Below are 24,960 nucleotides of genomic sequence, written 5' to 3'. Positions count from 1 at the left end.
GGCCCCAGGCGCGTGTGAAGAAATGCGCAGGCTGACGAGTGCATCGAGCGGGAAAACAAGTTGCGGCCTCGGCAAGAAAGAACAAAGCCGGCCCGCCACACAGGCGAGCCGGCTTTGCGCATGGTGCAGGCGCTCGCGCGAGCGAGCCGGGCGGGCTTACTGAATGGTGAGGGCCACCGTCTTGTTGACCGGAGCCAGTTTGGCCAGCTTCAGGGTCAGCACGCCGTTCTCCAGCTTGGCTTCGCTGGCCGCGACATCGATGTCCTGCGGCAGTTCATAAGCGGCCTTGTACTGGCGTGCGGCTTCCGCCTGCGTTTCGATGCGGACCACCGCACCTTCAATGCCGATGCTCAGCTGTTCGCGGGCGATGCCGGGCACGTCCAGGCGCAGGGTCCAGCCCTTGTCGTCTTCCTGCACATCGAGGCTGCGGCGCGCGCCGACGAAGGCATCGTTGACGAAGCGTTCGAAGTGGCGGTCGAAATGGCGAGGGGCGACGAAGGCGCGGTTGCGCAGGGCGGGTGCGAAGAACATGGTCAATCTCCTTGAAGGCAGAAACAACGAAGGGGACAGGGAATGTGCGTCCCGTACACTGCGCGGCCCTTGTCGTGACACGGTGCCGCTTGGGGACCATCTAGGCCCCGGCGCCAGCCTTTTCAAGAGCATGTCCATCTCCTATTTTTCGCGTCGCCACCTCTTGAAATCCGGTGCTGCGGCGCTAGGCGCGGCCGCGCTGAGGCCTGCGCAGGCGCAGTCTTCCGCCCCGATCCGGCTGGCGCTGGTCGAAAGCCTCAGCGGCCCCTTTGCCAACACGGGCGAGGCCGTGTTCCGCAACCTGCTGTGGGCCGTGGAGCGCGTCAATGCGCGCGGCGGCATCGCATTGCCCGGCGGCGCGCGGCCGCTGCAACTGGACCGCTATGACAGCAAGGGCCAGAACGACGAGGCGCTTTCAGCCATGCGCGCGGCGCTCGATGGCGGCGCGCTGGCCGTGCTGCAGGGCAACTCGTCGGCCACGGCCGCGGCACTGCTCGACGGCCTGGCCAAGCACAACGAGCGCAACAGGGGGCGCCAGGCGCTGTACCTGAATTACTCGGCCGTGGACCCGGTGCTGACCAACGAGCGCTGCAGCTTCTGGCATTTCCGCTTCGACGCCCATGCCGACATGCGCGTGACGGCGCTGATGGACGTGCTCAGGGACGACCGGGAGGTGCAGGCGGCCTACCTGATCGGCCAGGACTACAGCTTCGGCCAGGCCGTGCTGCGCGAATCGAAGCGGCAGCTGGGCCTGCTGCGTCCCGACGTGCGCATCGTGGGCGAAGAGCTGCATCCCATGGGCCGCGTGAAGGACTTCGCGCCCTATGCGGTGAAGATCAAGGCCAGCGGCGCGCAGGCCGTGATCACGGGCAACTGGGGCAACGACCTGACGCTGCTGGTGAAGGCGGCGCGCGAGGTCGGCTTCGACGGCAAGTTCTACACCTTCTACGGCAATGCGCTGGGCGCGCCCGCGGCGCTGGGCGAGGCGGGCGTCGGCAAGGTGATTGCCGTGGCCGACTGGCTGCCCAACGTGCCCACGCCCGAGTCGGCCGAGTTCTACCGCGCCTTCCGGGCGCGCTTCCCGAACCCGGCCGAGGACTATGTGCACATGCGCATGCAGCTGCTGATCGAGGCGCTGGCCCAGTCGCTGGCCCAGGCGCGCAGCACCGAGGCCGTGGCGGTGGCCCGCAAGCTGGAGCAGGCGCACGTGCGCCTGGCCGGCCGCAGCGGCCACATGCGGGCCGCCGACCACCAGTTCCAGCAGGCGCTGGTGGTGGGCGTGATGGACCGCCAGGGCACGCCCGGGGTGCCTTTCGACGTCGAAGGCTCGGGCTATGGCTTTCGCGTGATCAAGGAAATCGCCCCGGCGCGCGCCGAGATGCCGCACAGCTGCCGCATGGAGCGGCCCGCGTAGCGCGCCCGCCCGGCGAAGCGCGAGCGGCGGCGCTATGCTCGCCGGCCTTCCTCTTTTTTTGCCCGCTGCCTGCCATGCGCCCTGCCGTCCAGAACCTCGAAGCCTCCAAGATCCGCGAAGTCGCCAATGCCGGGCTGGGGCGCGAGGACGTGCTGGCCTTCTGGTTCGGGGAAAGCGACGAGGTCACGCCCGAGCCCGTGCGGCGCGCGGCCATCGAGTCCATCGAGCGCGGCGAGACCTTCTATGCCCACAACCTGGGCCTGCCCGAGCTGCGCGCCGCCATCGCGGCCTATGCGAGCGGCCTGCACGGCCCGGTGGACGCGTCGCGCATCGCCGTCACCTCGGGGGGCGTGAACGCGCTGATGCTGGCGGTGCAGGCGCTGGTGGACGCCGGCGACGAGGTGGTGGCCGTCACGCCGGTCTGGCCCAACCTCACGGCGCAGCCGGCCATCCTGGGCGCGCGCGTGCGCTGCGTGCCGCTGCAGCCGAAGGCGGGAGCCTGGCAGCTCGATCTGCCCGCGCTGCTGGCCGCCATCACGCCGGGCACGCGCCTGCTGATCGTCAACGCGCCCAACAACCCCACCGGCTGGACGCTCACGCGGCCCGAGCAGCAGGCGATCCTGGACCACTGCCGCCGCACGGGCACCTGGATCCTGGCCGACGAGGTGTACGAGCGGCTGTATTTCGAAGATTCTGCGAACGGCTGCGCGCCCAGCTTCCTCGACATCGCCGCGCCCGAGGACCGGCTGGTGGTGGCGCACAGCTTCTCCAAGAGCTTCCTCATGACCGGCTGGCGCCTGGGCTGGCTGGTGCTGCCGCCCGGGCTGGTCGACGCCATGGGCAAGCTGATCGAGTTCAACACCTCCTGCACCAGCGTGTTCACGCAGCGCGCGGGCCTGGCGGCCCTGGCGCAGGCGCACGAGATCACGCCACGCGTGGTGGCGCATCTGCGCCGCTGCCGGGACACGCTGGTGCCGCTGCTGGCGGCGCTGCCGTCCGTGCAGGTGCAGAGCCCGCCCGGCGGCATGTACGCCTTCTTCCGCCTCGAGGGTTTCGACGACTCGTTGGCCGTGGCCAAGCGCCTGGTGGCCGAGGCCGGCCTGGGCCTGGCGCCGGGCAATGCCTTCGCGCCCGAGGCGCAGGGCTGGCTGCGCTGGTGCTTTGCCTCGCGCGATCCGGGCCGGCTGGCCGAGGGCGTGCGCCGCCTGCAGGGCTGGCTTTCGGCCCAGGGCGGGCGCTGATTCCGGGCCGGGCTATAATCCCCGGGTTTTGCATTTCGCAAGGCGCACGGCGCGAGCAGTTCCAGCACGCGCCGCAAGTCAAACATCACGGAACAGGAAAGCTTTCAAATGATCGCCTCTCAAATCAAGGCCGAGATCGTCAAGGACAACGCACGCGCGGCCAACGACACCGGCAGCCCGGAAGTGCAGGTCGCCATCCTGACGGCCCGCATCAACGAACTCACCCCCCACTTCAAGACGCACGCCAAGGACCACCACGGCCGTCGCGGCCTGCTGCGCATGGTGAGCCGTCGCCGCAAGCTGCTGGACTACCTCAAGTCCAAGGACGCCGAGCGTTACACCGCCCTGATCGCCAAGCTGGGCCTGCGCAAGTAAGCACCGGCCTTTGCGAGAACGCCTGAGTTAGCGCGCTAGCTCAGGCGTTTTTTACTTCGGAGCCCGCACGCAGAGCGAAGCTGTGTCATTCCAGAGGGGTTTGCGTCCGTGCCGCCGTGCAGCCGGCCGGTGGCGAATCCCCCTGGAATGGCATCGTGTTCTGTGAGGCGCTCCGCCTTCCGCGGGTCTCGCCCGCATTCGAAACAGGAGCCAATATGAGCCTCTTCAACAAAGTCACCAAGTCCTTCCAGTGGGGCGACAAGACGGTCGTCATGGAAACGGGCGAGATCGCCCGCCAGGCCACCGGCGCCGTGCTGGTCGACATCGAAGGCACCGTGGTGCTGGCCACCGTGGTGGCCTCCAAGACCGCCAAGCCGGGCCAGGACTTCTTCCCGCTGACCGTCGACTACATCGAGAAGACCTACGCCGCCGGCAAGATCCCCGGCAGCTTCTTCAAGCGCGAGGCCAAGCCCAGCGAACTGGAAACCCTCACCAGCCGCCTGATCGACCGCCCGATCCGCCCGCTGTTCCCCGAAGGCTTCCTCAACGAAGTGCACGTGGTGATCCACACCGTGTCGCTGAACCCCGAAGTCGATGCCGACATCGCGGCCATGATCGCCGTGAGCGCGGCCCTGTCCGTGTCGGGCATCCCCTTCAACGGCCCCATCGGCGCCGCCCGCGTGGGCTACATCAATGGCGAGTACGTGCTGAACCCGGGCCAGACCGCGCGCAAGAACTCGCAGATGGACCTGGTCGTGGCCGGCACCGAAGCCGCCGTGCTGATGGTCGAGTCCGAAGCGCTGCAGCTGTCGGAAGAGATCATGCTGGGCGCCGTGGTCTTCGGCCACGAGCAGGGCAAGGTAGCCATCGAGGCCATCCACGAGCTGACCCGCGACGCCGGCAAGCCGCTGTGGACCGAGAACGGCACCTGGGCGCCCGAAGCCAAGGACGAAGCCTTCATCGCCAAGATCAAGGGCCTGGCCGAAGAGAAGCTGCGCGCGGTCTACCAGATCCGCAGCAAGCAGGCCCGCACCCAGGCCCTGCGCGAGGCCAATGCCAGCGTGTTCGAAGCGCTGAAGGCCGACGGCGCCGAGTTCGACGCCGGCAAGGTCAGCGACCTGCTGTTCGCCATCGAGGCGGACATCGTGCGCAGCCAGATCCTGCAGGGCGAGCCCCGCATCGACGGCCGCGACACACGCACCGTGCGCCCGATCGAGATCCGCAACAGCGTGCTGCCGCGCACCCACGGCTCGGCCCTGTTCACGCGCGGCGAGACGCAGGCGCTGGTGGTGACCACGCTGGGCACCGAGCGCGACGCGCAGCGCATCGACGCGCTGGCCGGCGAGTTCGAGGATCGCTTCCTGTTCCACTACAACATGCCTCCCTTCGCCACCGGCGAGGTGGGCCGCATGGGCTCCACCAAGCGCCGCGAAGTGGGCCACGGCCGCCTGGCCAAGCGCGCGCTGGTGGCCGTGCTGCCGGGCAAGGAGGAGTTCCCCTACACCGTGCGCGTGGTCTCGGAGATTACCGAGTCGAACGGCTCCTCGTCCATGGCCTCGGTCTGCGGCGGCTGCCTGTCGATGATGGACGCCGGCGTGCCGCTGAAGGCGCACGTGGCCGGCATCGCCATGGGCCTGATCAAGGAAGGCAACAAGTTCGCGGTGCTGACCGACATCCTGGGCGACGAGGACCACCTGGGCGACATGGACTTCAAGGTGGCCGGCACGACCAACGGCATCACCGCCCTGCAGATGGACATCAAGATCCAGGGCATCACCAAGGAGATCATGCAGGTCGCCCTGAGCCAGGCCAAGGAAGCGCGCATGCACATCCTGGGCAAGATGCAGGAAGCGATGGGCGAGGCTAAGACCGAGGTGTCGCAGTTCGCCCCGCGCCTGACCACGCTGAAGATCAACCCCGAGAAGATCCGCGACGTGATCGGCAAGGGCGGCGCCGTGATCCGCGGCATGCAGGAAGAGTTCGGCACGCAGATCAACATCGACGAGGACGGCACCATCACCATCGCGTCGACCGATCCGGCGGCCGCCGAAGCCACCAAGCAGCGCATCGAGCAGATCACGGCCGAAGTCGAGATCGGCAAGGTGTACGAAGGCCCGGTCACCAAGATCCTGGACTTCGGCGCGCTGATCAACCTGCTGCCGGGCAAGGACGGCCTGCTGCACATCAGCCAGATCGCGCACGAGCGTGTCGAGAAGGTCACCGACTACCTGTCGGAAGGCCAGATCGTGAAGGTCAAGGTGCTCGAGACCGATGACAAGGGCCGCGTGAAGCTGTCCATGAAGGCCCTGGCCGAGCGTCCGGCCGGCGCGCCCGAATTCGGCGAGCGCCCCCCGCGCGACGAGCGCGAGGGCCGCGGCGAGCGCCGCGAACGCGGTGAGCGTGCCGAGCGCAACGGCGACCGTGCCGAGCGCGGCGAGCGTGCACCGCGCGAAGAGCGCCAGCCCCGCGCCGAGCGTGGCGAGCGCGCGGCGGTGGAGGCCGAGCAGCAGCAACAGCAGCAGGCGCCGCGCGGCGACGACCAGCAGGCTTGAGGCGAAGGGCAGGGCGCCCCTTCCGCTGTGCGCAGCGGGGCGTCCGCCGCTTCAAGGCCCTGAAGCCATTCCCTTCTCCTCACCTGCGAGTTCCGCATGAAAGCCATCGAGATCTCTGCCTATGGCGCCCCTGAAGTGCTGCGCCTGACCGAGCGTGCCGATCCGGTCGCCGGCGCGGGTGAAGCACTGATCCGCGTGGCGGCCAGCGGCGTGAACCGCCCCGATGTGCTGCAGCGCACCGGCCATTACCCGGTGCCGCCGGGCGCTTCCGACCTGCCGGGCCTGGAAGTGGCGGGCGAGATCGTGGCCGGCGATGCGCAGGCACTGGCCCAGGCGGGCCTGCGCATCGGCCAGCGCGTGTGCGCGCTGGTGGCCGGCGGCGGTTACGCGCAGTTGTGCGTGGCGCCCGTCGCGCAATGCCTGCCAGTGCCCGACGGGCTGGACGACGTGGAGGCGGCCTGCCTGCCGGAGACCTTCTTCACCGTCTGGAGCAATGTGTTCGAGCGCGGCCGCCTGCAGGCCGGTGAAACCCTGCTCGTGCAGGGCGGCACCAGCGGCATCGGCGTCACCGCCATCCAGCTGGCGAAGGCTCTGGGCGCGCGCGTGATCGCGACGGCCGGCAGCGACGAGAAATGCAGCGCCTGCGTGCAACTCGGCGCCGATCACGCGGTCAACTACCGCACGCAGGACTTCGTGGCCGAGGTCAAGGCCCACACCGCAGGCCGCGGCGCCGACGTGATCCTGGACATGGTGGCGGGCGACTACGTCGCGCGCGAGATCGACTGCCTGGCTGACGACGGCCGGCTGGTCATCATCGCCGTGCAAGGTGGGGTGAAGAGCGATTTCAACGCCGGGCAGGTGCTGCGCCGGCGGCTGACGATCACGGGCTCCACGCTGCGCCCGCGCCCGGTGGCGTTCAAGGGGGCCATCGCGCAGGCGCTGCGCGAGAAGGTGTGGCCGCTGCTGGCGTCGGGCCGGGTGCGTCCCGTCATCCACAGCCGTTTCGAGGCGGCACAGGCGGCGCAGGCCCACCGGCTCATGGAATCCAACCAGCACGTCGGCAAGATCGTGCTGACCTGGTGATTTTTTCCGGACGATGAACCACGTGAAGAAGAAGCTCATTGCGGGCAACTGGAAGATGAATGGCAGCCTGGCGTCCAACGAGGCGCTGGTGCAGGCGCTGCGCGCCGGCCTGAACGCCCCGGCGGCGGACGTGGCCGTGTGCGTGCCCGCACCCTACCTGGCGCAGGTGCAGGCGCTGGTGGCGGGCACGCCGATCGCGCTGGGCGCGCAGGACGTGTCGGCCCATGCGCAGGGCGCTTACACGGGCGAGCAGTCGGCCGCCATGCTCAAGGACTTCGGCGTGCGCTTCGCCATCGTCGGCCACTCGGAGCGCCGCCAGTACCACGGCGAAAGCGACGAAGTCGTGGCGGCCAAGGCGGGTGCGGCGCTCGGTGCAGGCATCACGCCCATCGTGTGCGTGGGCGAAACGCTGGCGCAGCGCGAGGCCGGCCACACCGAGGAGGTGGTGCGCCGCCAGCTGGCGGCCGTGATCCACGCCAACGGCCACTGCATCAGCGAAATCGTCGTCGCCTACGAGCCGGTCTGGGCCATCGGCACGGGGAAGACGGCGTCGCCGGAGCAGGCGCAGGCCGTGCATGCGGTGCTGCGCGCGCAGCTGTCGCATGCCTCGGCCGAGGCGGCCGCGCGCGTGCGCATCCTCTACGGCGGCAGCATGAATGCCGCCAATGCCCAGGCCCTGCTGGCGCAGCCCGACATCGACGGCGGCCTCATCGGCGGTGCGGCGCTGAAGGCGCCCGATTTCCTGCAGATCATTTCCGCGGCGCGCTGAGCCGCCCGGCCCCGCGCCTTGCCGAAACGGCGGCGCTGTCCGAACCTGGAGTCTCGAATGAATGTGATGTTGAACCTTCTGATGGCCGTGCAGATGATCTCGGCCGTGGTCATGGTCGGCCTGATCCTCTTGCAGCACGGCAAGGGCGCCGACATGGGCGCCGCCTTCGGCAGCGGCAGCGCGGGCAGCCTGTTCGGGGCCAGCGGCAGCGCCAACTTCCTGTCGCGCACCACGGCCGTGCTGGCCACCGTGTTCTTTGCGTGCACGCTGGCCCTGGCCTACTTCGGCAATGCACGGCCCGCAGGCGGCGGCAGCCTGCTGGAGCGCGCCCCGGTCACGGCGCCCGCCGCGCCTGCGCCGGCCAGCCCGGCTTCGCAGATTCCCTCGGGGGGCGCAGCGCCGGCCCCGGCTGAGCCGCAGGCCCCGGCCTCGAGCCCGGCCCAGATTCCGGCCAAGTGAACCAAGGTGCACTTTCTCTGCGCGCAGACGCAGAAGACAGTCACTTTTCAGGGTAAACTCTAAAGCTGTCCGGAAAGCCAAACGCCCTGATGCAACGCAGGGCTCCTCATGCCATCCGGGCATCAAAAAACCGCCGTCGTGGTGAAATTGGTAGACACGCTATCTTGAGGGGGTAGTGGCGAAAGCTGTGCGAGTTCGAGTCTCGCCGACGGCACCAGATCCAGCTGGCAGGGGTCCCGCAACGGGACGTGGCCCTGCCGGCGATCAGCGGTGATGCGAACCCCCGATGACCCTCGATTCCTACCTCCCCGTCCTGTTGTTCATCCTGGTCGGTATCGCTGTAGGCGTCGCGCCGCAGGTCCTCGGTTACGTATTGGGCCCCAATCGGCCCGATGCGGCAAAGAATTCCCCCTACGAGTGTGGCTTTGAAGCGTTCGAGAACGCGCGCATGCAGTTCGACGTCCGCTACTACCTGGTCGCCATCCTCTTCATCCTGTTCGACCTCGAAATCGCGTTCCTCTTCCCCTGGGCCGTGGCCTTCAAGGAAGTGGGCCCGCTGGGCTTCTGGGCGGCAGTGGTGTTCCTCGCGATCCTGGTCGTGGGCTTCGCCTACGAATGGAAGAAGGGCGCGCTCGACTGGGAGTGAGTCGGGGCTGATCGCGATCCAGAGACTCAAAAGGCTCGGTCATGGCAATTGAAGGTGTATTCAAGGAAGGCTTCATCACCACGTCCTACGACGCGGTGGTGAATTGGGCGAAGACGGGCTCCCTGTGGCCCATGACCTTCGGCCTGGCCTGTTGTGCGGTCGAGATGATGCATGCCGCCGCGGCGCGCTACGACATCGGCCGCTTCGGTGCGGAAGTGTTCCGCGCCAGCCCGCGCCAGTCCGATCTGATGATCGTGGCTGGCACGCTGTGCAACAAGATGGCGCCCGCGCTGCGCAAGGTCTACGACCAGATGGCGGAACCGCGCTGGGTGCTGTCCATGGGCTCTTGCGCCAACGGCGGCGGCTACTACCACTACAGCTATTCCGTGGTGCGCGGTTGCGACCGCATCGTGCCCGTGGACGTGTATGTGCCCGGCTGCCCGCCCACGGCCGAAGCCCTGATCTACGGAATCATCCAGTTGCAGCAGAAGGTGCGCCGCACCCATACCATCGCGCGCGCCTGAGGGACTTATGACTGCATTCGCGATTGCTCCCGAAGCCCTCCAGGCCCACATCGAAGCCGCGCTGGGCGACAAGATCAAACGCATCTCGCTGGCGCTGGGCGAGGTGACGGTGGTGGTGGATGCCCGCCATTACCACGAGGCGATGAAGACGCTGCGCGACGCGCCCCAGTGCAAGTTCGAGCAACTGATCGACCTGTGCGGCGTGGACTACTCCGCCTGGCGCGACGAGGCCTGGGAAGGCCTGCGCTTTTGCGCCGTGTCGCACCTGCTGTCGGTGAGCCTGAACCAGCGCGTGCGCGTGAAGGTGTTCTGCCCCGACGACGATTTCCCGGTCGTGGCTTCGGTCAACGACCTCTGGTCCTCGGCCAACTGGTTCGAGCGCGAGGCTTTCGACCTGTACGGCATCGTCTTCGACGGCCACCCGGACCTGCGCCGCATCCTGACCGACTATGGCTTCATCGGCCACCCCTTCCGCAAGGACTTCCCGCTGACGGGCCATGTGGAGATGCGCTATGACGCCGAGCTGCAACGCGTGGTCTACCAGCCCGTGAGCATCGAGCCGCGCGAAATCACGCCGCGCATCATTCGCGAAGACAACTACGGAGGCCTGCACTGAGGCCGCAGGCCCCGGTGATCGATCATGGCTGAAATCAAGAACTACACGCTGAACTTCGGGCCCCAGCACCCGGCCGCACACGGGGTGCTGCGCCTGGTGCTCGAGCTCGATGGAGAGGTCGTGCAGCGTGCCGACCCCCACATCGGCCTGTTGCACCGCGCCACCGAGAAGCTGGCCGAGCACAAGACCTTCATCCAGTCGCTGCCTTACATGGACCGCCTGGACTACGTCTCGATGATGTGCAACGAGCACGCCTACTGCCTGGCGGTGGAGAAGCTGCTCGGCATCGAGGTGCCGATCCGCGCGCAGTACATCCGCGTGATGTTCGCCGAGATCACGCGCATGCTGAACCACCTGATGTGGCTCGGCTCGCACGGCAACGACTGCGGCAGCTCCACCATCCTGATCTATGCCTTCCGTGAGCGCGAGGACCTGTTCGACGCGTACGAAGCCGTGTCGGGCGCGCGCATGCATGCGGCCTATTTCCGTCCGGGCGGCGTGTACCGCGACCTGCCGGACACCATGCCGCAGTACAAGCACAGCAAGATCAAGAACGCCAAGGCCCTCGCTCGCATGAACGAGAACCGCCAGGGCTCGCTGCTGGACTTCCTCGAGGACTTCACCAAGCGCTTCGACACCTATCTGGCCGAATACCACACGCTGCTGACCGACAACCGCATCTGGAAGCAGCGCACCGTGGGCATCGGCGTCATGGACGCCGACCGTGCGCTGAACCTGGGCCTCACGGGCCCGATGCTGCGCGGCTCCGGCGTGGCCTGGGACCTGCGCAAGACACAGCCCTACGATGTCTACGACCGCGTGGATTTCGACATTCCCGTGGGCAAGACCGGCGACTGCTACGACCGCTACCTCGTCCGCATGGAAGAGCTGAACCAGTCGAACCGCATCATCAAGCAGTGCGTGCAGTGGCTCAAGGCCAACCCGGGTCCGGTGATCACCGACAACCACAAGGTGGCGCCGCCCGCGCGCGAGGCGATGAAGGCCAACATGGAAGAGCTGATCCACCATTTCAAGCTCTTCACCGAAGGTTTCCGCGTGCCCGAGGGCGAGGCCTACGCCGCCGTCGAGCATCCCAAGGGCGAGTTCGGCATCTACATGGTCAGCGACGGCGCCAACAAGCCCTACCGGCTGAAGATCCGTCCGCCGGGTTTCGTGCACCTGGCCGCCCTCGACGAGATGTCCCGCGGCCACATGCTGGCCGACACCGTGGCCATCATCGGCACGCTGGACATCGTTTTCGGAGAGATCGACCGATGAGCGCCGCCCGGCCGCCCGAAGGCGCCCGCGCCGAAGTGCGCAGCGCGAAGGATTTCCAATGAGCGACTCCCCCAACACTTGCGCGGCCTTCGAACTGCCGCAGGCCGTGCTCGACCGCTTTGCGCGCGAGGTGGCCAAGTACCCCGACAACGCATCCGGCCGCCAATCGGCCGTGATGGCCTGCCTGGCCATCGTGCAGCAGGTCTATGGGCATGTGAGCGACGCCAGCGAAGCGGCGGTCGCGCGCTACCTCGGCATGCCCCCGATCGCCGTGCATGAGGTCACGACCTTCTACAACATGTACAACCAGCACCCGGTGGGCAAGTTCAAGCTCAACGTGTGCACCAACCTGCCTTGCCAGCTGCGCGACGGCTACAAGGCGCTGCACCACCTGGAAGCCAAGCTCGGCATCCAGATGGGTGAGACCACGCCCGACGGCCTGTTCACGCTGCAGCAGAGCGAATGCCTCGGTGCCTGCGCCGACGCGCCCGTGATGCTCGTGAACGACCGCGCCATGTGCAGCTTCATGAGCAACGAGAAGCTGGACCAGCTCATCGACGGCCTGCGCACCGCCGCGCCGGCCGGGGAGGGTCAGTGATGACGCCCGATCAAGTCCTTGCGCAGTTCGCCGCCACGGGCGTGCAGACCTGCTTCCATGACCGCCACATCAACCCGCAGATCTACGCGGGCCTGGATGGCAGCAACTGGTCCATCGCCGACTACCGTGCGCGCGGCGGCTATGAAGCCCTGCGCAAGATCCTGACCGAAGGCCTGACGCCCGACCAGGTGATCGCCGAGGTCAAGACTTCCGGCCTGCGTGGCCGCGGCGGCGCCGGCTTCCCCACCGGCCTCAAGTGGAGCTTCATGCCCCGCCAGTTCCCGGGACAGAAGTACCTGGTCTGCAACTCCGACGAGGGCGAGCCCGGCACCTGCAAGGACCGCGACATCCTCATGTACAACCCGCACATCGTCATCGAAGGGATGGCGATCGCGGCGTATGCCATGGGCATCTCGGTGGGCTACAACTACATCCACGGCGAGATCTTCCAGGTCTACGAGCGCTTCGAGGCTGCGCTGGAAGAGGCGCGCGCCGCGGGCTTCCTGGGCGACAACATCCTGGGCAGCGGCTTCAGCTTCCAGCTGCATGCGCACCACGGCTTCGGCGCCTACATCTGCGGCGAGGAAACCGCGCTGCTCGAATCGCTGGAAGGCAAGAAGGGCCAGCCGCGCTTCAAGCCGCCGTTCCCCGCGAGCTTCGGCCTGTACGGCAAGCCCACCACCATCAACAACACCGAGACCTTCGCGGCGGTGCCCTGGATCATCCGCAACGGCGGCCAGGCCTACCTGGAGTGCGGCAAGCCCAACAACGGCGGCACCAAGATCTTCTCGGTGTCGGGCGACGTGAACCTGCCCGGCAACTACGAAGTGCCGATGGGCACGCCCTTCAGCAAGCTGCTGGAGCTTGCCGGCGGCGTGCGCACGGGCCGCAAGCTCAAGGCCGTGATCCCGGGCGGATCGTCGGCGCCGGTGCTGCCGGCCCACATCATGATGGAGTGCACGATGGACTACGACTCCATCGCCAAGGCCGGCTCCATGCTGGGCTCGGGCGCCGTCATCGTGATGGACGACAGCCGCTCGATGGTGGAGTCGCTCAAGCGTCTGTCCTACTTCTACATGCACGAGTCCTGCGGCCAGTGCACGCCCTGCCGCGAAGGCACGGGCTGGCTGTGGCGCCTCGTGGATCGCATCGACCACGGCCAGGGCCGCCCGGCGGACATCGACCTGCTGGACAACGTGGGCCAGAACATCATGGGCCGCACCATCTGCGCGCTGGGCGACGCAGCGGCCATGCCCGTGCGGGCCATGATCAAGCATTTCCGCCACGAGTTCGAAGCCCTGATTCCTGGCAGCCAGACGGCCCGGGCCAACGAGGCCAAGGCGTCCTGAGCGCGAGAGTGAAGCACCCATGATCGAAATCGAACTCGACGGCAAGAAAGTCGAAGTGGCCGAAGGCAGCATGGTCATGCATGCGGCCGACAAGGCGGGCACCTACATCCCGCATTTCTGCTACCACAAGAAGCTCAGCATCGCGGCCAACTGCCGCATGTGCCTGGTCGACGTGGAAAAGGCGCCCAAGCCCATGCCGGCCTGCGCCACGCCCGTCACGCAGGGCATGATCGTGCGCACCCAATCCGACAAGGCCGTCAAGGCCCAGCAGTCGGTGATGGAGTTCCTGCTGATCAACCATCCGCTGGACTGCCCCATCTGCGACCAGGGCGGCGAATGCCAGCTGCAGGACCTGGCCGTGGGCTACGGCGGCTCCTCCTCGCGCTACGAGGAAGAGAAGCGCGTGGTCTTCCACAAGGACGTGGGCCCGCTGATCTCCATGGAGGAGATGAGCCGCTGCATCCACTGCACCCGCTGCGTGCGCTTCGGCCAGGAAGTGGCCGGCGTCATGGAGCTGGGCATGATCCACCGCGGCGAGCACTCCGAGATCACCACGGTGGTGGGCGAGACCGTCGATTCCGAGCTGTCGGGCAACATGATCGACCTGTGCCCGGTCGGCGCGCTGACGAGCAAGCCCTTCCGCTACAGCGCCCGCACCTGGGAGCTGAGCCGCCGCAAGTCGGTCAGCCCGCATGACTCCACGGGCGCGAACCTGATCGTACAGGTCAAGAACAGCCGCGTGATGCGCGTCGTTCCACTGGAGAACGAAGCCGTCAACGAATGCTGGATCGCCGACCGCGACCGCTTCTCGTACGAAGCGCTGAACAGCGACGAGCGCCTGACGCAGCCCATGCTCAAGCAGGGCGGCCAGTGGCAGGCCGTCGACTGGCAGACCGCGCTGGAGTACGTCGCCAACGGGCTCAAGCAGATCAAGGCCGACCATGGCGCCGGCGCCATCGGTGCGCTCGTGAGCCCGCACAGCACGCTCGAAGAGCTGGTGCTGGCCGGCGCACTGGTGCGCGGTCTGGGCAGCGACAACATCGATCACCGCCTGCGCCATGCCGAATTCCGCCGCGCCGGCGGTGTGCGCTGGCTGGGCAGGTCGATCGCCTCGCTGTCCGAGCTGCAGCGCGTGCTGGTCGTGGGTTCGAACCTGCGCAAGGACCACCCGCTGTTCGCGCAGCGCATCCGCCAGGCCGCCCGCAAGGGGGCTCAGGTGCATGCCATCGCTTCGTGCGCGCAGCTGGCCGACAGCGAAGCCTGGGCCATGACGCTCGGCGCCACGCTCAAGGCCGAGGCGGCGGACTGGTTCCAGGCCCTGGCCGATGTGGCTGCAGCCGTGGCCGCCGAGACGGGCGCTGCGGCGCCCGCGGCCGGCCAGGCGCACGACGCTGCCCGTGCCGTGGCGAAGTCGCTGCTGTCCGGCGAGCACAAGGCGGTGCTGCTGGGCAATGCCGCCGCGCACCATGCCGACGCCGAGCGCCTGCTGGCCCTGGCCCACTGGATCGCGCAGGCGACCGGTGCCACGGTGGGCTACCTCAGCGAAGCCGCCAACACGGTGGGCGCGCAATGGGCCGGCGCCTGGCCGCAGGCCGATGGCCTGAACGCGGGCCAGATGCTGGCCGGCGGGCTGAAAGCGGCCCTGCTGCTGAACAACGAACCCGAGTTCGACAGCGCGGCCGGGCTGCGCGCCGCGCAGGCCCTGGGCCAGGCCCAGATGGTCGTGACGCTGAGCCCTTTCAAGAGCAACCTGGAATTCAGCGACGTGCTGCTGCCCATCGCGCCCTTCACCGAGACCTCGGGCAGCTTCGCCAATGCCGAAGGCCGCATCCAGAGCTTCCACGCCGTGGTCAAGCCGCTGGGCGAGACGCGCCCGGCCTGGAAGGTGCTGCGGGTGCTGGGCAACCTGCTGGGCCTGCAGGGCTTCGACTTCGAGACCTCCCAGGAAGTGCTGGCCAGGCTGCAGGGCGGCAGTGCGACCCCGGAGGGCGGCCTGACCGCGGTCCCGGCCGATCGCCTGGACAATCGCGCGACGCCGGGCCTGGACCTGTCGGCCCCGGCGCCTGCGATGACCGAAGAGCCCGCCGCGGCCGCCATCTACGAACTCGACGGCATCGTGCGCCGTGCGCCTTCGCTGCAACTGACGGCCGATGGCCGGCGGGGCAACGTGGCGGGCCGCCGCCATGAAGTCCGCGCCGAGGAGGTGACGGCATGATCGACGCGCTGTACACCTCCGGTCAGGGTGCCGTCGCCGCCAGCTGGTGGGCCTCGGTGGTCTGGCCCGTGCTCTGGGCCCTGATCAAGATCATCGCCGTGCTGCTGCCCGTGCTGGGCGCCGTGGCTTACGCCACGCTGTGGGAGCGCAAGTTCCTGGGCTGGATCCAGGTGCGCCATGGCCCCAATCGGGTCGGCCCCTTCGGCCTGCTGCAGCCCATCGCCGATGCGGTGAAGCTGCTGACCAAGGAACTGATCAACCCGACGGCGGCCGCCGGCGGCCTGTTCCGCCTGGGGCCGGTCATGGCCATCATGCCGGCGCTGGCCGCCTGGGTGGCCATTCCCTTCGGCCCCGAGGCGATCATCGCCAACGTCAACGCCGGCCTGTTGCTGATCATGGCCATCACCTCCATCGAGGTGTACGGCGTGATCATCGCGGGCTGGGCCTCGAACTCGAAGTACGCCTTCCTGGGCGCGCTGCGCGCCTCGGCCCAGATGGTCAGCTACGAGATCGCCATGGGCTTTTGCTTCGTGGTGGTGATCATGGTGTCGGGCAGCCTGCAGCTGGGCGAGATCGTCGCGTCGCAGGGCAAGGGCAGCTTCGCCGACATGGGCCTGTCCTTCCTGTCGTGGAACTGGCTGCCGCTGCTGCCCATCTTCGTGGTCTACCTGATCTCGGGCGTGGCCGAAACCAACCGCCACCCCTTCGACGTGGTGGAAGGTGAGGCCGAGATCGTGGCCGGCCACATGGTCGAGTACTCGGGCATGGGCTTCGCGATCTTCTTCCTGGCCGAGTACGCCAGCATGTGGCTGGTGTCCATCCTCGCGGTGCTGATGTTCCTGGGCGGCTGGCTCGCGCCGGTGGCGTTCCTGGACTTCATCCCGGGCTGGATCTGGCTGGGCATCAAGACCTTCTTCGTGCTGTCGCTGTTCATCTGGATCCGCGGCACCTTCCCCCGCTTCCGCTATGACCAGATCATGCGTCTGGGCTGGAAGATCTTCATTCCGGTCACCCTGGTGTGGCTGCTGCTGGTCGGAGGCTGGATGCAGACCTCCTGGAACATCTGGCATTGAGCGGAGAACCCACGATGACAACCGCTGTCGCTTCCTCCTTCTCGGTCAAGGATTTCCTCAAGAGCTTCATGCTCGTCGAGCTCTTCAAGGGCATGGCCCTGACGGGCCGCTATGCGCTGCGCCGCAAGGTGACGGTGCAGTTCCCCGAAGAGAAGACGCCCCTGTCGCCGCGCTTTCGCGGCCTGCACGCGCTGCGCCGCTACGAAAACGGCGAGGAGCGCTGCATCGCCTGCAAGCTGTGCGAGGCCGTGTGCCCCGCCGTCGCCATCACCATCGAATCCACGGTGCGTGACGACGGTTCGCGCCGCACCTCGCGCTACGACATCGACCTCACAAAGTGCATCTTCTGCGGCTTCTGCGAGGAGAGCTGCCCGGTCGACTCCATCGTCGAGACCCACATCCTCGAATACCACGGCGAAAAGCGCGGCGACCTGTACTTCACCAAGGACATGCTGCTGGCCGTGGGCGACCGCTACGAAAAAGAAATCGCGGCCAACAAGGCGGCCGACGCCAAGTACCGCTGAGACCCGGCGCCCTCAAAGATCAATTCCATGGACGTCAAGACCGGCTTCTTCTATCTGTTCTCGGTGGTGCTGCTGTTTGCAGCCTTCCGGGTCGTGACCGCGCGCAATCCCGTGCACGCGGTGCTCTACCTGATGCTCGCGTTCTCGCAGGCATCGGCCGTGTGGCTGCTGCTGCGCGCCGAGTTCCTGGCCATCGTGCTGGTGCTGGTGTACCTGGGCGCCGTGATGGTGCTCTTCCTCTTCGTCGTGATGATGCTGGACCTGAACGTGGACAGCCTGCGCGCCGGGTTCTGGAAGCACTTCCCGCTGGCCGCGCTGATCGGCGTGGTGATCGCGCTGGAAATGGCCTGGGTGCTGATGGGCGGCTTCGGCTCGCAGGGCCAGGCGGCGACCGACGCGGCCGTGCAGGCGGCCATCGCGCAGGGCGGCAACACCAAGGCGCTGGGCCTGCTGCTGTATTCCGAGTACGTCTATCCGGTCCAGGTCGCTGCCGTGATCCTGGTGGTGGGCATGATCGCGGCCATCGCACTGACGCTGCGCCGCCGCAAGGACACGAAGACCATCGACGTGAAGGACCAGGTCCGGGTGCGCGCATCCGAACGTCTGGCCGTCGTGAAGCTGGCGGCCACCCAGGCGCCGGTGGCGCCCGCTGCGGCGGTGGAAGAGGGCGGCAAGACCGAGGAGAAGAAGCCATGACGCTCACGCTGGGCCATTACCTGTCGCTGGGGGCGATGCTGTTCGCCCTCGCGGTGATCGGGATCTTCCTGAACCGCAAGAACCTGATCGTGCTGCTCATGTGCGTCGAGCTCATGCTGCTGGCCGTCAACATGAACTTCGTGGCCTTCTCCCACTACCTGGGCGACATGCACGGCCAGATCTTCGTGTTCTTCATCCTCACCGTGGCGGCCGCCGAGTCGGCCATCGGCCTGGCGCTGCTGGTGTTGTTGTTCCGCAACCGCTCGACCATCAACGTGGACGAACTGGACGCGCTGAAGGGTTAACACGATGAATTTCCCTGCACCGCGCCGCCTCGGGGCAGCGGCTCGCAAGAGCCCTTCCGAAGGCGCCGCCGGCAGGGTCCGGACAACAGCATGAGCACCACTCTTTCCGCATCCACGCTGCTGGCGGTTCCGCTGGCGCCCCTGGTCGGTTCGGCCCTGGCCGGCATCCTGGGCACGAAGTTCGGCGGCAACCGCATCGGGCGCGCCGCCTCGCACACGCTCACCATCCTGGGCGTGCTGATCGCCTTCGTCATCTCCGCCATGACGCTCAAGAGCGTGGCCCTCGACGGCGCACGCTTCAACGAGACCCTCTATGAATGGATGGTGGTGGGCGGCCTGAAGATGGAAGTTGGCTTCATGGTCGACGGCCTCACCGCCATGATGATGTGCGTCGTGACCTTCGTGTCGCTGATGGTGCACATCTACACCATCGGCTACATGGAAGAGGACGCGGGCTACAACCGCTTCTTCGCCTACATCTCGCTGTTCACCTTCTCCATGCTGATGCTCGTGATGAGCAACAACATGCTGCAGCTGTTCTTCGGCTGGGAAGCGGTGGGCCTGGTGTCGTACCTGCTGATCGGCTTCTGGTACAACAAACCGACGGCCATCTTCGCGAACATGAAGGCCTTCCTGGTCAACCGTGTGGGCGACTTCGGCTTCATCCTGGGCATCGGCCTGATCGCCGCCTACGCCGGCACGCTGAACTACACGGAGACCTTCGCCAAGGCGAACGAGCTGGCCGGCATCGGCTTCCCCGGCACCGACTGGATGCTGATCACCGTGATCTGCATCTGCCTGTTCATCGGTGCGATGGGCAAGTCGGCGCAGTTCCCGCTGCACGTGTGGCTGCCCGACTCGATGGAAGGCCCGACCCCGATTTCGGCGCTGATCCACGCGGCCACCATGGTGACGGCCGGCATCTTCATGGTGGCGCGCATGTCGCCGCTGTTCGAGCTCTCGGACACGGCCCTGAACTTCATCCTCGTCATCGGCGCCATCACGGCCCTGTTCATGGGCTTCCTGGGCATCATCCAGAACGACATCAAGCGCGTGGTGGCCTATTCCACGCTGTCGCAGCTCGGCTACATGACGGTGGCGCTGGGCGCCTCGGCCTACTCCGTCGCGGTGTTCCACCTGATGACGCACGCCTTCTTCAAGGCGCTGCTGTTCCTTGGCGCCGGCTCGGTCATCATGGGCATGCACCACAACCAGGACATCCGCTGGATGGGCAACGTGCGCAAGTACATGCCGATCACCTGGATCACCTTCCTGTTGGCCAACCTGGCGCTGATCGGCACGCCGCTGTTCTCGGGCTTCTACTCGAAGGACGCGATCATCGAGGCCGTGCACGCGAGCCACCTGCCGGCCGCCGGCTTCGCTTCCTTCGCCGTGCTGGCCGGGGTGTTCGTCACCGCCTTCTACTCGTTCCGCCTGTACTTCCTGGTCTTCCATGGCAAGGAACGCTACGACCAGAACCCGGACGCGCACCATGACGACCACGCTGCGCACGACGACCACGGTCACCACGGCCACGGCGATCACAAGCCGCACGAGTCGCCCTGGGTCGTGACCGTGCCGCTGGTGCTGCTGGTCGTGCCCTCGGTGCTGATCGGCTTCGTGACGATGATGCCGATGCTGTTTGGCGACTTCTTCAAGGACGCGATCTTCGTCGACGCGGCCAAGCACCCGGCCATGGCCGAGCTGGCCGAGATGATCCACGGCCCGGTGGCGATGGCGCTGCATTCCTTCTACACGGCACCGCTGTACCTGGCGCTGGCCGGCGTGGTGGCCTCCTGGTACATGTACATGGTGAATCCGGCACTGCCGGCCGCCATCAAGCGCGCCTGCATGCCGATCTTCAACCTGCTCGAGAACAAGTACTACCTCGACTGGATCAACGAGAACATCGTGGCCCGTGGCGCGCGCGCGCTGGGCACCGGCCTGTGGAAGGGCGGTGACCAGGCCCTCATCGACGGCGCCGTGGTCAATGGCTCGTGGAAGCTGATCGGCCGCATCTCCGGTGTCGTGCGCTGGCTGCAGTCGGGTTTCATCTATCACTACGCGCTGGCGATGCTGCTGGGCATCTTCCTGCTCATGACGTACTTCGTCTGGTTCAACCGCTGAGAGCAGCCGCGCTGGAGCACAACAAAAATGGGTCTGCTGAGCCTTGCCATCTGGTTGCCGATCGCCGTCGGCGCCCTGCTGCTGTTCTTTGGTCGTGATTCGCAGGCGCGTGCGGTGCGCTGGATGGCGCTCGTCGGCGCCATCGCGAGCTTCATCGCGACGATTCCCGTGTACACGCGTTTCGCGCTGGGCACGGCGCAGATGCAGTTCGTCGAGAAGAGCGTCTGGATCGAGCGTTTCAACATCCACTACCACCTGGGCGTGGATGGCCTGTCGATGTGGTTCGTGCTGCTGACGGCCTTCATCACCGTGATCGTCGTGATCGCGGGCTGGGAAGTGATCACCGAGCGCGTGAACCAGTACATGGGCGCGTTCCTGATCCTGTCGGGTCTGATGATCGGCGTGTTTTCCGCGCTCGACGGCATCCTGTTCTACGTCTTCTTCGAAGCCACGCTGATCCCGATGTACCTGATCATCGGCATCTGGGGCGGTCCGAACAAGATCTACGCCGCCTTCAAGTTCTTCCTGTACACGCTGCTCGGCTCGCTGCTGATGCTGGTGGCGCTGATCTACCTGTACCACGCCTCGGGCGGCAGCTTCGACATCCAGACCTGGCACAAGCTGCCGCTGGCGGCCCAGCCGCAGACGCTGCTGTTCTTCGCCTTCTTCGCGGCCTTCGCCGTGAAGGTGCCGATGTTCCCGGTCCACACCTGGCTGCCCGACGTGCACGTGGAGGCGCCCACCGGCGGCTCCGCCGTGCTGGCCGCCATCATGCTGAAGCTGGGCGCCTACGGCTTCCTGCGCTTTTCCATGCCCATCGCCCCCGATGCCTCGCGCGAATGGGCCTGGCTGATGATCGCGCTGTCGCTGGTCGCCGTGATCTACGTGGGCCTGGTGGCGCTGGTGCAGCAGGACATGAAGAAGCTGGTGGCGTACTCCTCGGTGGCGCACATGGGCTTCGTGACGCTGGGCTTCTTCATCTTCAACGACCTCGGCGTGGCCGGCGGCATCGTGCAGATGATCGCCCACGGCTTCGTCTCGGGCGCCATGTTCCTGTGCATCGGCGTGCTGTACGACCGCGTGCATTCGCGCCAGATCGCCGACTACGGCGGCGTGGTGAACACCATGCCCAAGTTCGCCGCCTTTGCGCTGCTGTTCGCCATGGCCAACTGCGGCCTGCCCGCCACCGCTGGCTTCGTGGGCGAGTGGATGGTGATCCTGGGGGCCGTGAAGGCCAACTTCTGGATCGGCCTGGCCGCGGCCACCGCGCTGATCTTCGGCGCCGCCTACACGCTGTGGATGTACAAGCGCGTGTACCTGGGCCCGGTCGGCAACAAGCACGTGGAAGAACTCACGGACATCAACGGCCGCGAGTTCCTGATGCTGGCGCTGCTGGCCGTCGCCGTGCTCTTCATGGGCCTGTTCCCCAAGCCCTTCACCGACGTGATGGACACCTCCGTGGCCGAGCTGCTGCGCCACGTCGCGGCGTCCAAGCTGCCCTGAGAACGCGCGACGCACAAGTTCTGAGAGAACGAGAAGATGATTGACAAACTCAGCTGGGTCGCGATTTACCCCGAACTCGTGCTGCTCGTGATGGCCTGCGTCATCACGCTGGTCGACCTGTCCGACCGCAGCCCGCGCCGCACCCGCACCTATGTCCTGACGCTGCTGACGCTGCTCGGCGTGGCCGTGCTCACCGGCATGCAGGCCGTGGGCGGCCAGAAGATCGAAGGCTTCGGCGGCCTCGTGGTCAGCGACCCGATGGGCAACTGGCTCAAGTGCTTCTCCACCGTGGCACTGATGGTGACCCTGGTCTACGGCCGCCCCTATGCCGGTGACCGCGGCATGCTGCGCGGCGGCGAGCTGTTCACGCTGGGCATGTTCTCGCTGCTGGGCATGTTCGTGATGATCTCGGGCGGCCACTTCCTGATGATCTACCTGGGCCTGGAACTGCTCACGCTGTCGGGCTACGCCATGGTGGCGCTGCGCCGCGACAACGCGGTGGCCAGCGAAGCCGCCATGAAGTACTTCGTGCTCGGCGCGATGGCCAGCGGCTTCCTGCTCTACGGCATGTCCATGATGTACGGCGCCACCGGTTCGCTGGACATCGACGAGGTGTTCAAGGCCGTGGCTTCGGGCCAGGTGCAGCACCAGGTGCTGGTCTTCGGCCTGGTGTTCATCGTCGCCGGCCTGGCTTTCAAGCTGGGCGCCGCGCCCTTCCACATGTGGGTGCCCGACGTGTACCACGGTGCTCCCTCGGCCGTGACGCTGATGATCGGCGGCGCGCCCAAGCTGGCCGCCTTCGCGATCGTGATCCGCCTGCTGGTGGAAGGCCTGATGCCGCTGGCTTTCGACTGGCAGCAGATGCTGGGCGTGCTGGCCGTGATGTCGCTGCTGGTGGGCAACCTGGCTGCCATCGCGCAGAGCAACCTCAAGCGCATGCTGGCGTACTCGACCATCGCGCAGATGGGCTTCGTGCTGCTGGCCTTCGTGGCCGGCGTGGTCAACGGCAGCAGCCTGAACGCGCAGTTCGCCTACAGCGCGGCCATGTTCTACGTCGTGACCTACGTGCTCACCACGCTGGCCAGCTTCGGCATCATCCTGCTGCTGGCGCGCGAAGGCTTCGAGAGCGAGGAGATCGCCGACCTGGCCGGCCTGAACCAGCGCAGCCCGCTGTATGCCGGCGTGATGGCCGTGACCATGTTCTCGCTGGCCGGCTTGCCGCCGCTGGTGGGCTTCCATGCCAAGCTGGCGGTGCTGCAGGCCCTGGTGGCCTCGGGCCACCCGCTGCACATCGGCCTGGCCGTGTTCGCGGTCGTCATGTCGCTGGTGGGAGCCTTCTACTACCTGCGCGTGATCAAGGTCATGTACTTCGACAAGCCGCTGACGGCCACCACGGTCTCCGCGCCCTTCGACGTGCGCGCGGTGCTCACCGTCAATGGCGCGCTGATCCTGATCCTGGGCGTGCTGCCCGGCGGCCTGATGGCGCTGTGCGCGCAGGCCATCGTGGCCACGCTGGGCAGCTGAGCCTGATCCGGCGATGAGCGCGGCGGCCCGCCCGTTTCTCGCGTCGCCCCTGCGCCTGCGGCGCGCGGCGCGGGGGAGGGCGGCAGCGTGAGCGGCGGCCTGTCGCAGGGGGCTTCGACCTGGCTGGTGCTCGTCGTCACCGCGCTGGCCGCCAACCTGCCTTTTCTCAACGAACGCCTGCTGGGCGTGATCGGCCTGGCCGGCGGCGTGAAGTCGCTGGCCTGGCGCGTTCTGGAACTGGCCATCTTCTACGCTCTGGCGCTGGGCGTCGGCTGGCTCTTCGAGCGCCGCCTGGGCCAGGTGGCGCCGCAGGGCTGGGAGTTCTACGCCGTCACGGCCTCGCTCTTCTTGGTGCTGGCCTTCCCGGGCTTCACCTGGCGCTACCTCGTCAAGCACCGCGACCGGCGCGGCGCACCCGTCTGACCCCCGCGCCAGCCTGCGCGGCGGCGCCAGGAGACACACCGCATGGATCACTCCCACCTGAAGGAGCAGGCGCAGCGTTCCGAACTGCTGTTCGAGGGCCGCTTCCTGCATGCGCGGCGCGACGAGGTCCGCCTGCCCGACGGCTCGGTCTCCACGCGCGAGTACGTGGTGCATCCAGGGGCGGTGGTTGTCATCCCGCTGCTGGACGACGGCCGCGTGGTGCTGGAGCGCCAGTACCGCTATCCGGTGGGGCAGGTGATGGTCGAGTTCCCGGCCGGCAAGCTGGATGCGGGCGAGGACCCTTTCGTCTGCGGGCAGCGCGAGCTGATCGAGGAGACCGGCTACCGGGCCCGCGAATGGGCCTATGCCGGGCGCATGCACCTGGCCGTGGCCTATTCCACCGAGGTCATCCACATCTATTTCGCGCGCGGCCTGGAGGCCGGCGAGCGCAAGCTCGACGCGGGCGAGTTCCTCGACGTGTTCAGCGCCGAGCCGCAGCAGCTGCTGGACTGGTGCCGCGACGGCACCGTGACCGATGCCAAGACGCTGAGCTGTGCGCTTTGGCTGCAGAACGCCATCGCCGGTGGCTGGGCTTTGCCCTGGCGCCCGGTGGCGGCGGAGGCGGCCGGCCGATAATTCGGGCCACCATGAAAGTCCTCAATCTCCGCTGCACCCAGGGCCACGGCTTCGAAGGCTGGTTCGGCTCGGAGGAAGACTTCGACGCCCAGCGCGAGCGGGCGCTGATCGAATGCCCGATCTGCGGCGACAAGGCCATCGTCAAGGGCCTGAGCGCGCCCCGCCTCAACCTGGGCGCGGGCCGGGAGCCGGCCGCCGCGGCGCCGGTGGCCCACGCCGCTCCCGACACGCCCGCCGCCCGCTGGATGCGCGCGATGCGCGAGGTGCTTGCGAACACCGAAGACGTGGGCGAGCGCTTCGCCGAAGAAGCCCGCCGCATGCACTACGGCGAGGTGGCCGAGCGCGGCATCCGCGGCCGGGCCACGCGCGAGCAGACCGAAGCGCTGCTCGACGAAGGCATCGAAGTCCTGCCCCTGTTGTTGCCCGACGCGCTCAAGGAGCCGCTGCAGTAGGGCGCGCGCGGCCGAGCCCGCGCGAAGGCATCGCGGCACGCCGGCCG

At 67.3% G+C, this 24,960-nt stretch carries 25 protein-coding genes and 1 tRNA gene; 25 read left to right on the top strand and 1 reads right to left on the bottom strand.

The features are described 5' to 3' along the window. Positions 1-156 precede the first annotated feature (156 nt). Entirely contained in the window at positions 157-531 is a 375-nt protein-coding gene (locus tag LG388_RS23605; protein ID WP_225784990.1) for an Hsp20/alpha crystallin family protein, read from the bottom strand. A 130-nt stretch (positions 532-661) separates the two neighbouring features. Between LG388_RS23605 and LG388_RS23600 the strand changes: the two genes are divergently transcribed. The 25 genes from LG388_RS23600 to LG388_RS23480 all read left to right on the top strand — a co-directional run bounded on the left by LG388_RS23600 (position 662) and on the right by LG388_RS23480 (position 24,913). Continuing rightward, on the top strand, positions 662-1,945 hold the full coding sequence (locus LG388_RS23600) for a branched-chain amino acid ABC transporter substrate-binding protein (RefSeq protein WP_225784989.1): 1,284 nt from the start codon (positions 662-664) through the stop codon (positions 1,943-1,945). Between the two features lie 74 nt (positions 1,946-2,019). Next, positions 2,020-3,186: a pyridoxal phosphate-dependent aminotransferase gene (locus LG388_RS23595; RefSeq protein WP_225784988.1), complete on the top strand. Its 1,167-nt coding sequence runs from the start codon at positions 2,020-2,022 to the stop codon at positions 3,184-3,186. Positions 3,187-3,294: 108 nt separating this feature from the next. Continuing rightward, the gene (rpsO, locus tag LG388_RS23590) at positions 3,295-3,561 is read left to right on the top strand and encodes a 30S ribosomal protein S15 (protein WP_225784987.1); all 267 of its coding nucleotides are present in this window, start codon (positions 3,295-3,297) and stop codon (positions 3,559-3,561) included. Positions 3,562-3,776: 215 nt separating this feature from the next. Further along, entirely contained in the window at positions 3,777-6,113 is a 2,337-nt protein-coding gene (gene pnp / locus LG388_RS23585; RefSeq protein ID WP_225784986.1) for a polyribonucleotide nucleotidyltransferase, read from the top strand. 96 nt (positions 6,114-6,209) lie between these two features. After that, positions 6,210-7,196, top strand: a complete 987-nt coding sequence (locus LG388_RS23580; protein WP_225784985.1) for an NAD(P)H-quinone oxidoreductase — start codon at positions 6,210-6,212, stop codon at positions 7,194-7,196. Positions 7,197-7,209: 13 nt separating this feature from the next. Further along, positions 7,210-7,965 (top strand): triose-phosphate isomerase, encoded by a 756-nt coding sequence (tpiA, locus tag LG388_RS23575; RefSeq protein WP_225784984.1) that lies wholly within the window; start codon positions 7,210-7,212, stop codon positions 7,963-7,965. Between the two features lie 57 nt (positions 7,966-8,022). Next, a complete protein-coding gene (gene secG / locus LG388_RS23570) occupies positions 8,023-8,424 on the top strand; it encodes a preprotein translocase subunit SecG (protein WP_225784983.1) in 402 nt (133 codons plus the stop codon). 132 nt (positions 8,425-8,556) lie between these two features. Next, positions 8,557-8,641, top strand: a tRNA-Leu gene (locus LG388_RS23565). 69 nt (positions 8,642-8,710) lie between these two features. Beyond that, positions 8,711-9,070 carry an NADH-quinone oxidoreductase subunit A gene (locus LG388_RS23560; protein ID WP_225784982.1) on the top strand — a complete coding sequence of 120 codons (360 nt, stop codon included), beginning with the start codon at positions 8,711-8,713 and terminating at the stop codon, positions 9,068-9,070. A 41-nt stretch (positions 9,071-9,111) separates the two neighbouring features. Further along, the gene (locus LG388_RS23555) at positions 9,112-9,594 is read left to right on the top strand and encodes an NADH-quinone oxidoreductase subunit B family protein (RefSeq protein WP_225784981.1); all 483 of its coding nucleotides are present in this window, start codon (positions 9,112-9,114) and stop codon (positions 9,592-9,594) included. A 7-nt stretch (positions 9,595-9,601) separates the two neighbouring features. Continuing rightward, the gene (locus LG388_RS23550) at positions 9,602-10,210 is read left to right on the top strand and encodes an NADH-quinone oxidoreductase subunit C (RefSeq protein ID WP_225784980.1); all 609 of its coding nucleotides are present in this window, start codon (positions 9,602-9,604) and stop codon (positions 10,208-10,210) included. A gap of 24 nt (positions 10,211-10,234) precedes the next feature. After that, positions 10,235-11,488: an NADH-quinone oxidoreductase subunit D gene (locus LG388_RS23545; protein ID WP_225784979.1), complete on the top strand. Its 1,254-nt coding sequence runs from the start codon at positions 10,235-10,237 to the stop codon at positions 11,486-11,488. Positions 11,489-11,546: 58 nt separating this feature from the next. Beyond that, positions 11,547-12,086, top strand: coding sequence for an NADH-quinone oxidoreductase subunit NuoE (gene nuoE / locus LG388_RS23540; protein WP_225784978.1), 540 nt, complete (start codon positions 11,547-11,549; stop codon positions 12,084-12,086). Beyond that, positions 12,086-13,435: an NADH-quinone oxidoreductase subunit NuoF gene (gene nuoF, locus LG388_RS23535; protein WP_225784977.1), complete on the top strand. Its 1,350-nt coding sequence runs from the start codon at positions 12,086-12,088 to the stop codon at positions 13,433-13,435. Before nuoE ends, nuoF begins: the two co-directional genes overlap by 1 nt. A 19-nt stretch (positions 13,436-13,454) precedes the next feature. Then, a complete protein-coding gene (nuoG, locus tag LG388_RS23530; RefSeq protein WP_225784976.1) occupies positions 13,455-15,650 on the top strand; it encodes an NADH-quinone oxidoreductase subunit NuoG in 2,196 nt (731 codons plus the stop codon). After that, a complete protein-coding gene (gene nuoH, locus LG388_RS23525) occupies positions 15,647-16,723 on the top strand; it encodes an NADH-quinone oxidoreductase subunit NuoH (protein WP_225784975.1) in 1,077 nt (358 codons plus the stop codon). The genes nuoG and nuoH overlap by 4 nt, the downstream gene beginning before the upstream one ends. 14 nt (positions 16,724-16,737) lie before the next feature. Continuing rightward, entirely contained in the window at positions 16,738-17,247 is a 510-nt protein-coding gene (gene nuoI / locus LG388_RS23520; RefSeq protein WP_225784974.1) for an NADH-quinone oxidoreductase subunit NuoI, read from the top strand. Between the two features lie 27 nt (positions 17,248-17,274). Next, on the top strand, positions 17,275-17,943 hold the full coding sequence (locus LG388_RS23515) for an NADH-quinone oxidoreductase subunit J (RefSeq protein WP_225784973.1): 669 nt from the start codon (positions 17,275-17,277) through the stop codon (positions 17,941-17,943). Further along, positions 17,940-18,248, top strand: coding sequence for an NADH-quinone oxidoreductase subunit NuoK (gene nuoK / locus LG388_RS23510; RefSeq protein WP_225784972.1), 309 nt, complete (start codon positions 17,940-17,942; stop codon positions 18,246-18,248). The genes LG388_RS23515 and nuoK overlap by 4 nt, the downstream gene beginning before the upstream one ends. Positions 18,249-18,338: 90 nt before the next feature. Beyond that, positions 18,339-20,375, top strand: coding sequence for an NADH-quinone oxidoreductase subunit L (gene nuoL / locus LG388_RS23505; RefSeq protein ID WP_225784971.1), 2,037 nt, complete (start codon positions 18,339-18,341; stop codon positions 20,373-20,375). Positions 20,376-20,402: 27 nt separating this feature from the next. Continuing rightward, positions 20,403-21,878 (top strand): NADH-quinone oxidoreductase subunit M, encoded by a 1,476-nt coding sequence (locus tag LG388_RS23500; protein WP_225784970.1) that lies wholly within the window; start codon positions 20,403-20,405, stop codon positions 21,876-21,878. Between the two features lie 36 nt (positions 21,879-21,914). Next, a complete protein-coding gene (gene nuoN / locus LG388_RS23495; RefSeq protein WP_225784969.1) occupies positions 21,915-23,402 on the top strand; it encodes an NADH-quinone oxidoreductase subunit NuoN in 1,488 nt (495 codons plus the stop codon). 99 nt (positions 23,403-23,501) lie between these two features. Continuing rightward, entirely contained in the window at positions 23,502-23,825 is a 324-nt protein-coding gene (locus LG388_RS23490) for a DUF2818 family protein (RefSeq protein ID WP_225785186.1), read from the top strand. Positions 23,826-23,867: 42 nt separating this feature from the next. After that, entirely contained in the window at positions 23,868-24,461 is a 594-nt protein-coding gene (locus LG388_RS23485) for an NUDIX domain-containing protein (protein ID WP_225784968.1), read from the top strand. An 11-nt stretch (positions 24,462-24,472) separates the two neighbouring features. Then, entirely contained in the window at positions 24,473-24,913 is a 441-nt protein-coding gene (locus LG388_RS23480) for a DUF1178 family protein (protein ID WP_225784967.1), read from the top strand. Positions 24,914-24,960: the final 47 nt, after the last annotated feature.

The sequence above is a fragment of the Xenophilus sp. Marseille-Q4582 genome (assembly GCF_916700565.1).
In the GTDB taxonomy this organism is placed as follows: domain Bacteria; phylum Pseudomonadota; class Gammaproteobacteria; order Burkholderiales; family Burkholderiaceae_C; genus Xenophilus.
Note: the sequence above shows the minus strand (reverse complement) of the source record. Positions and strands in the feature narration are given on the sequence as shown.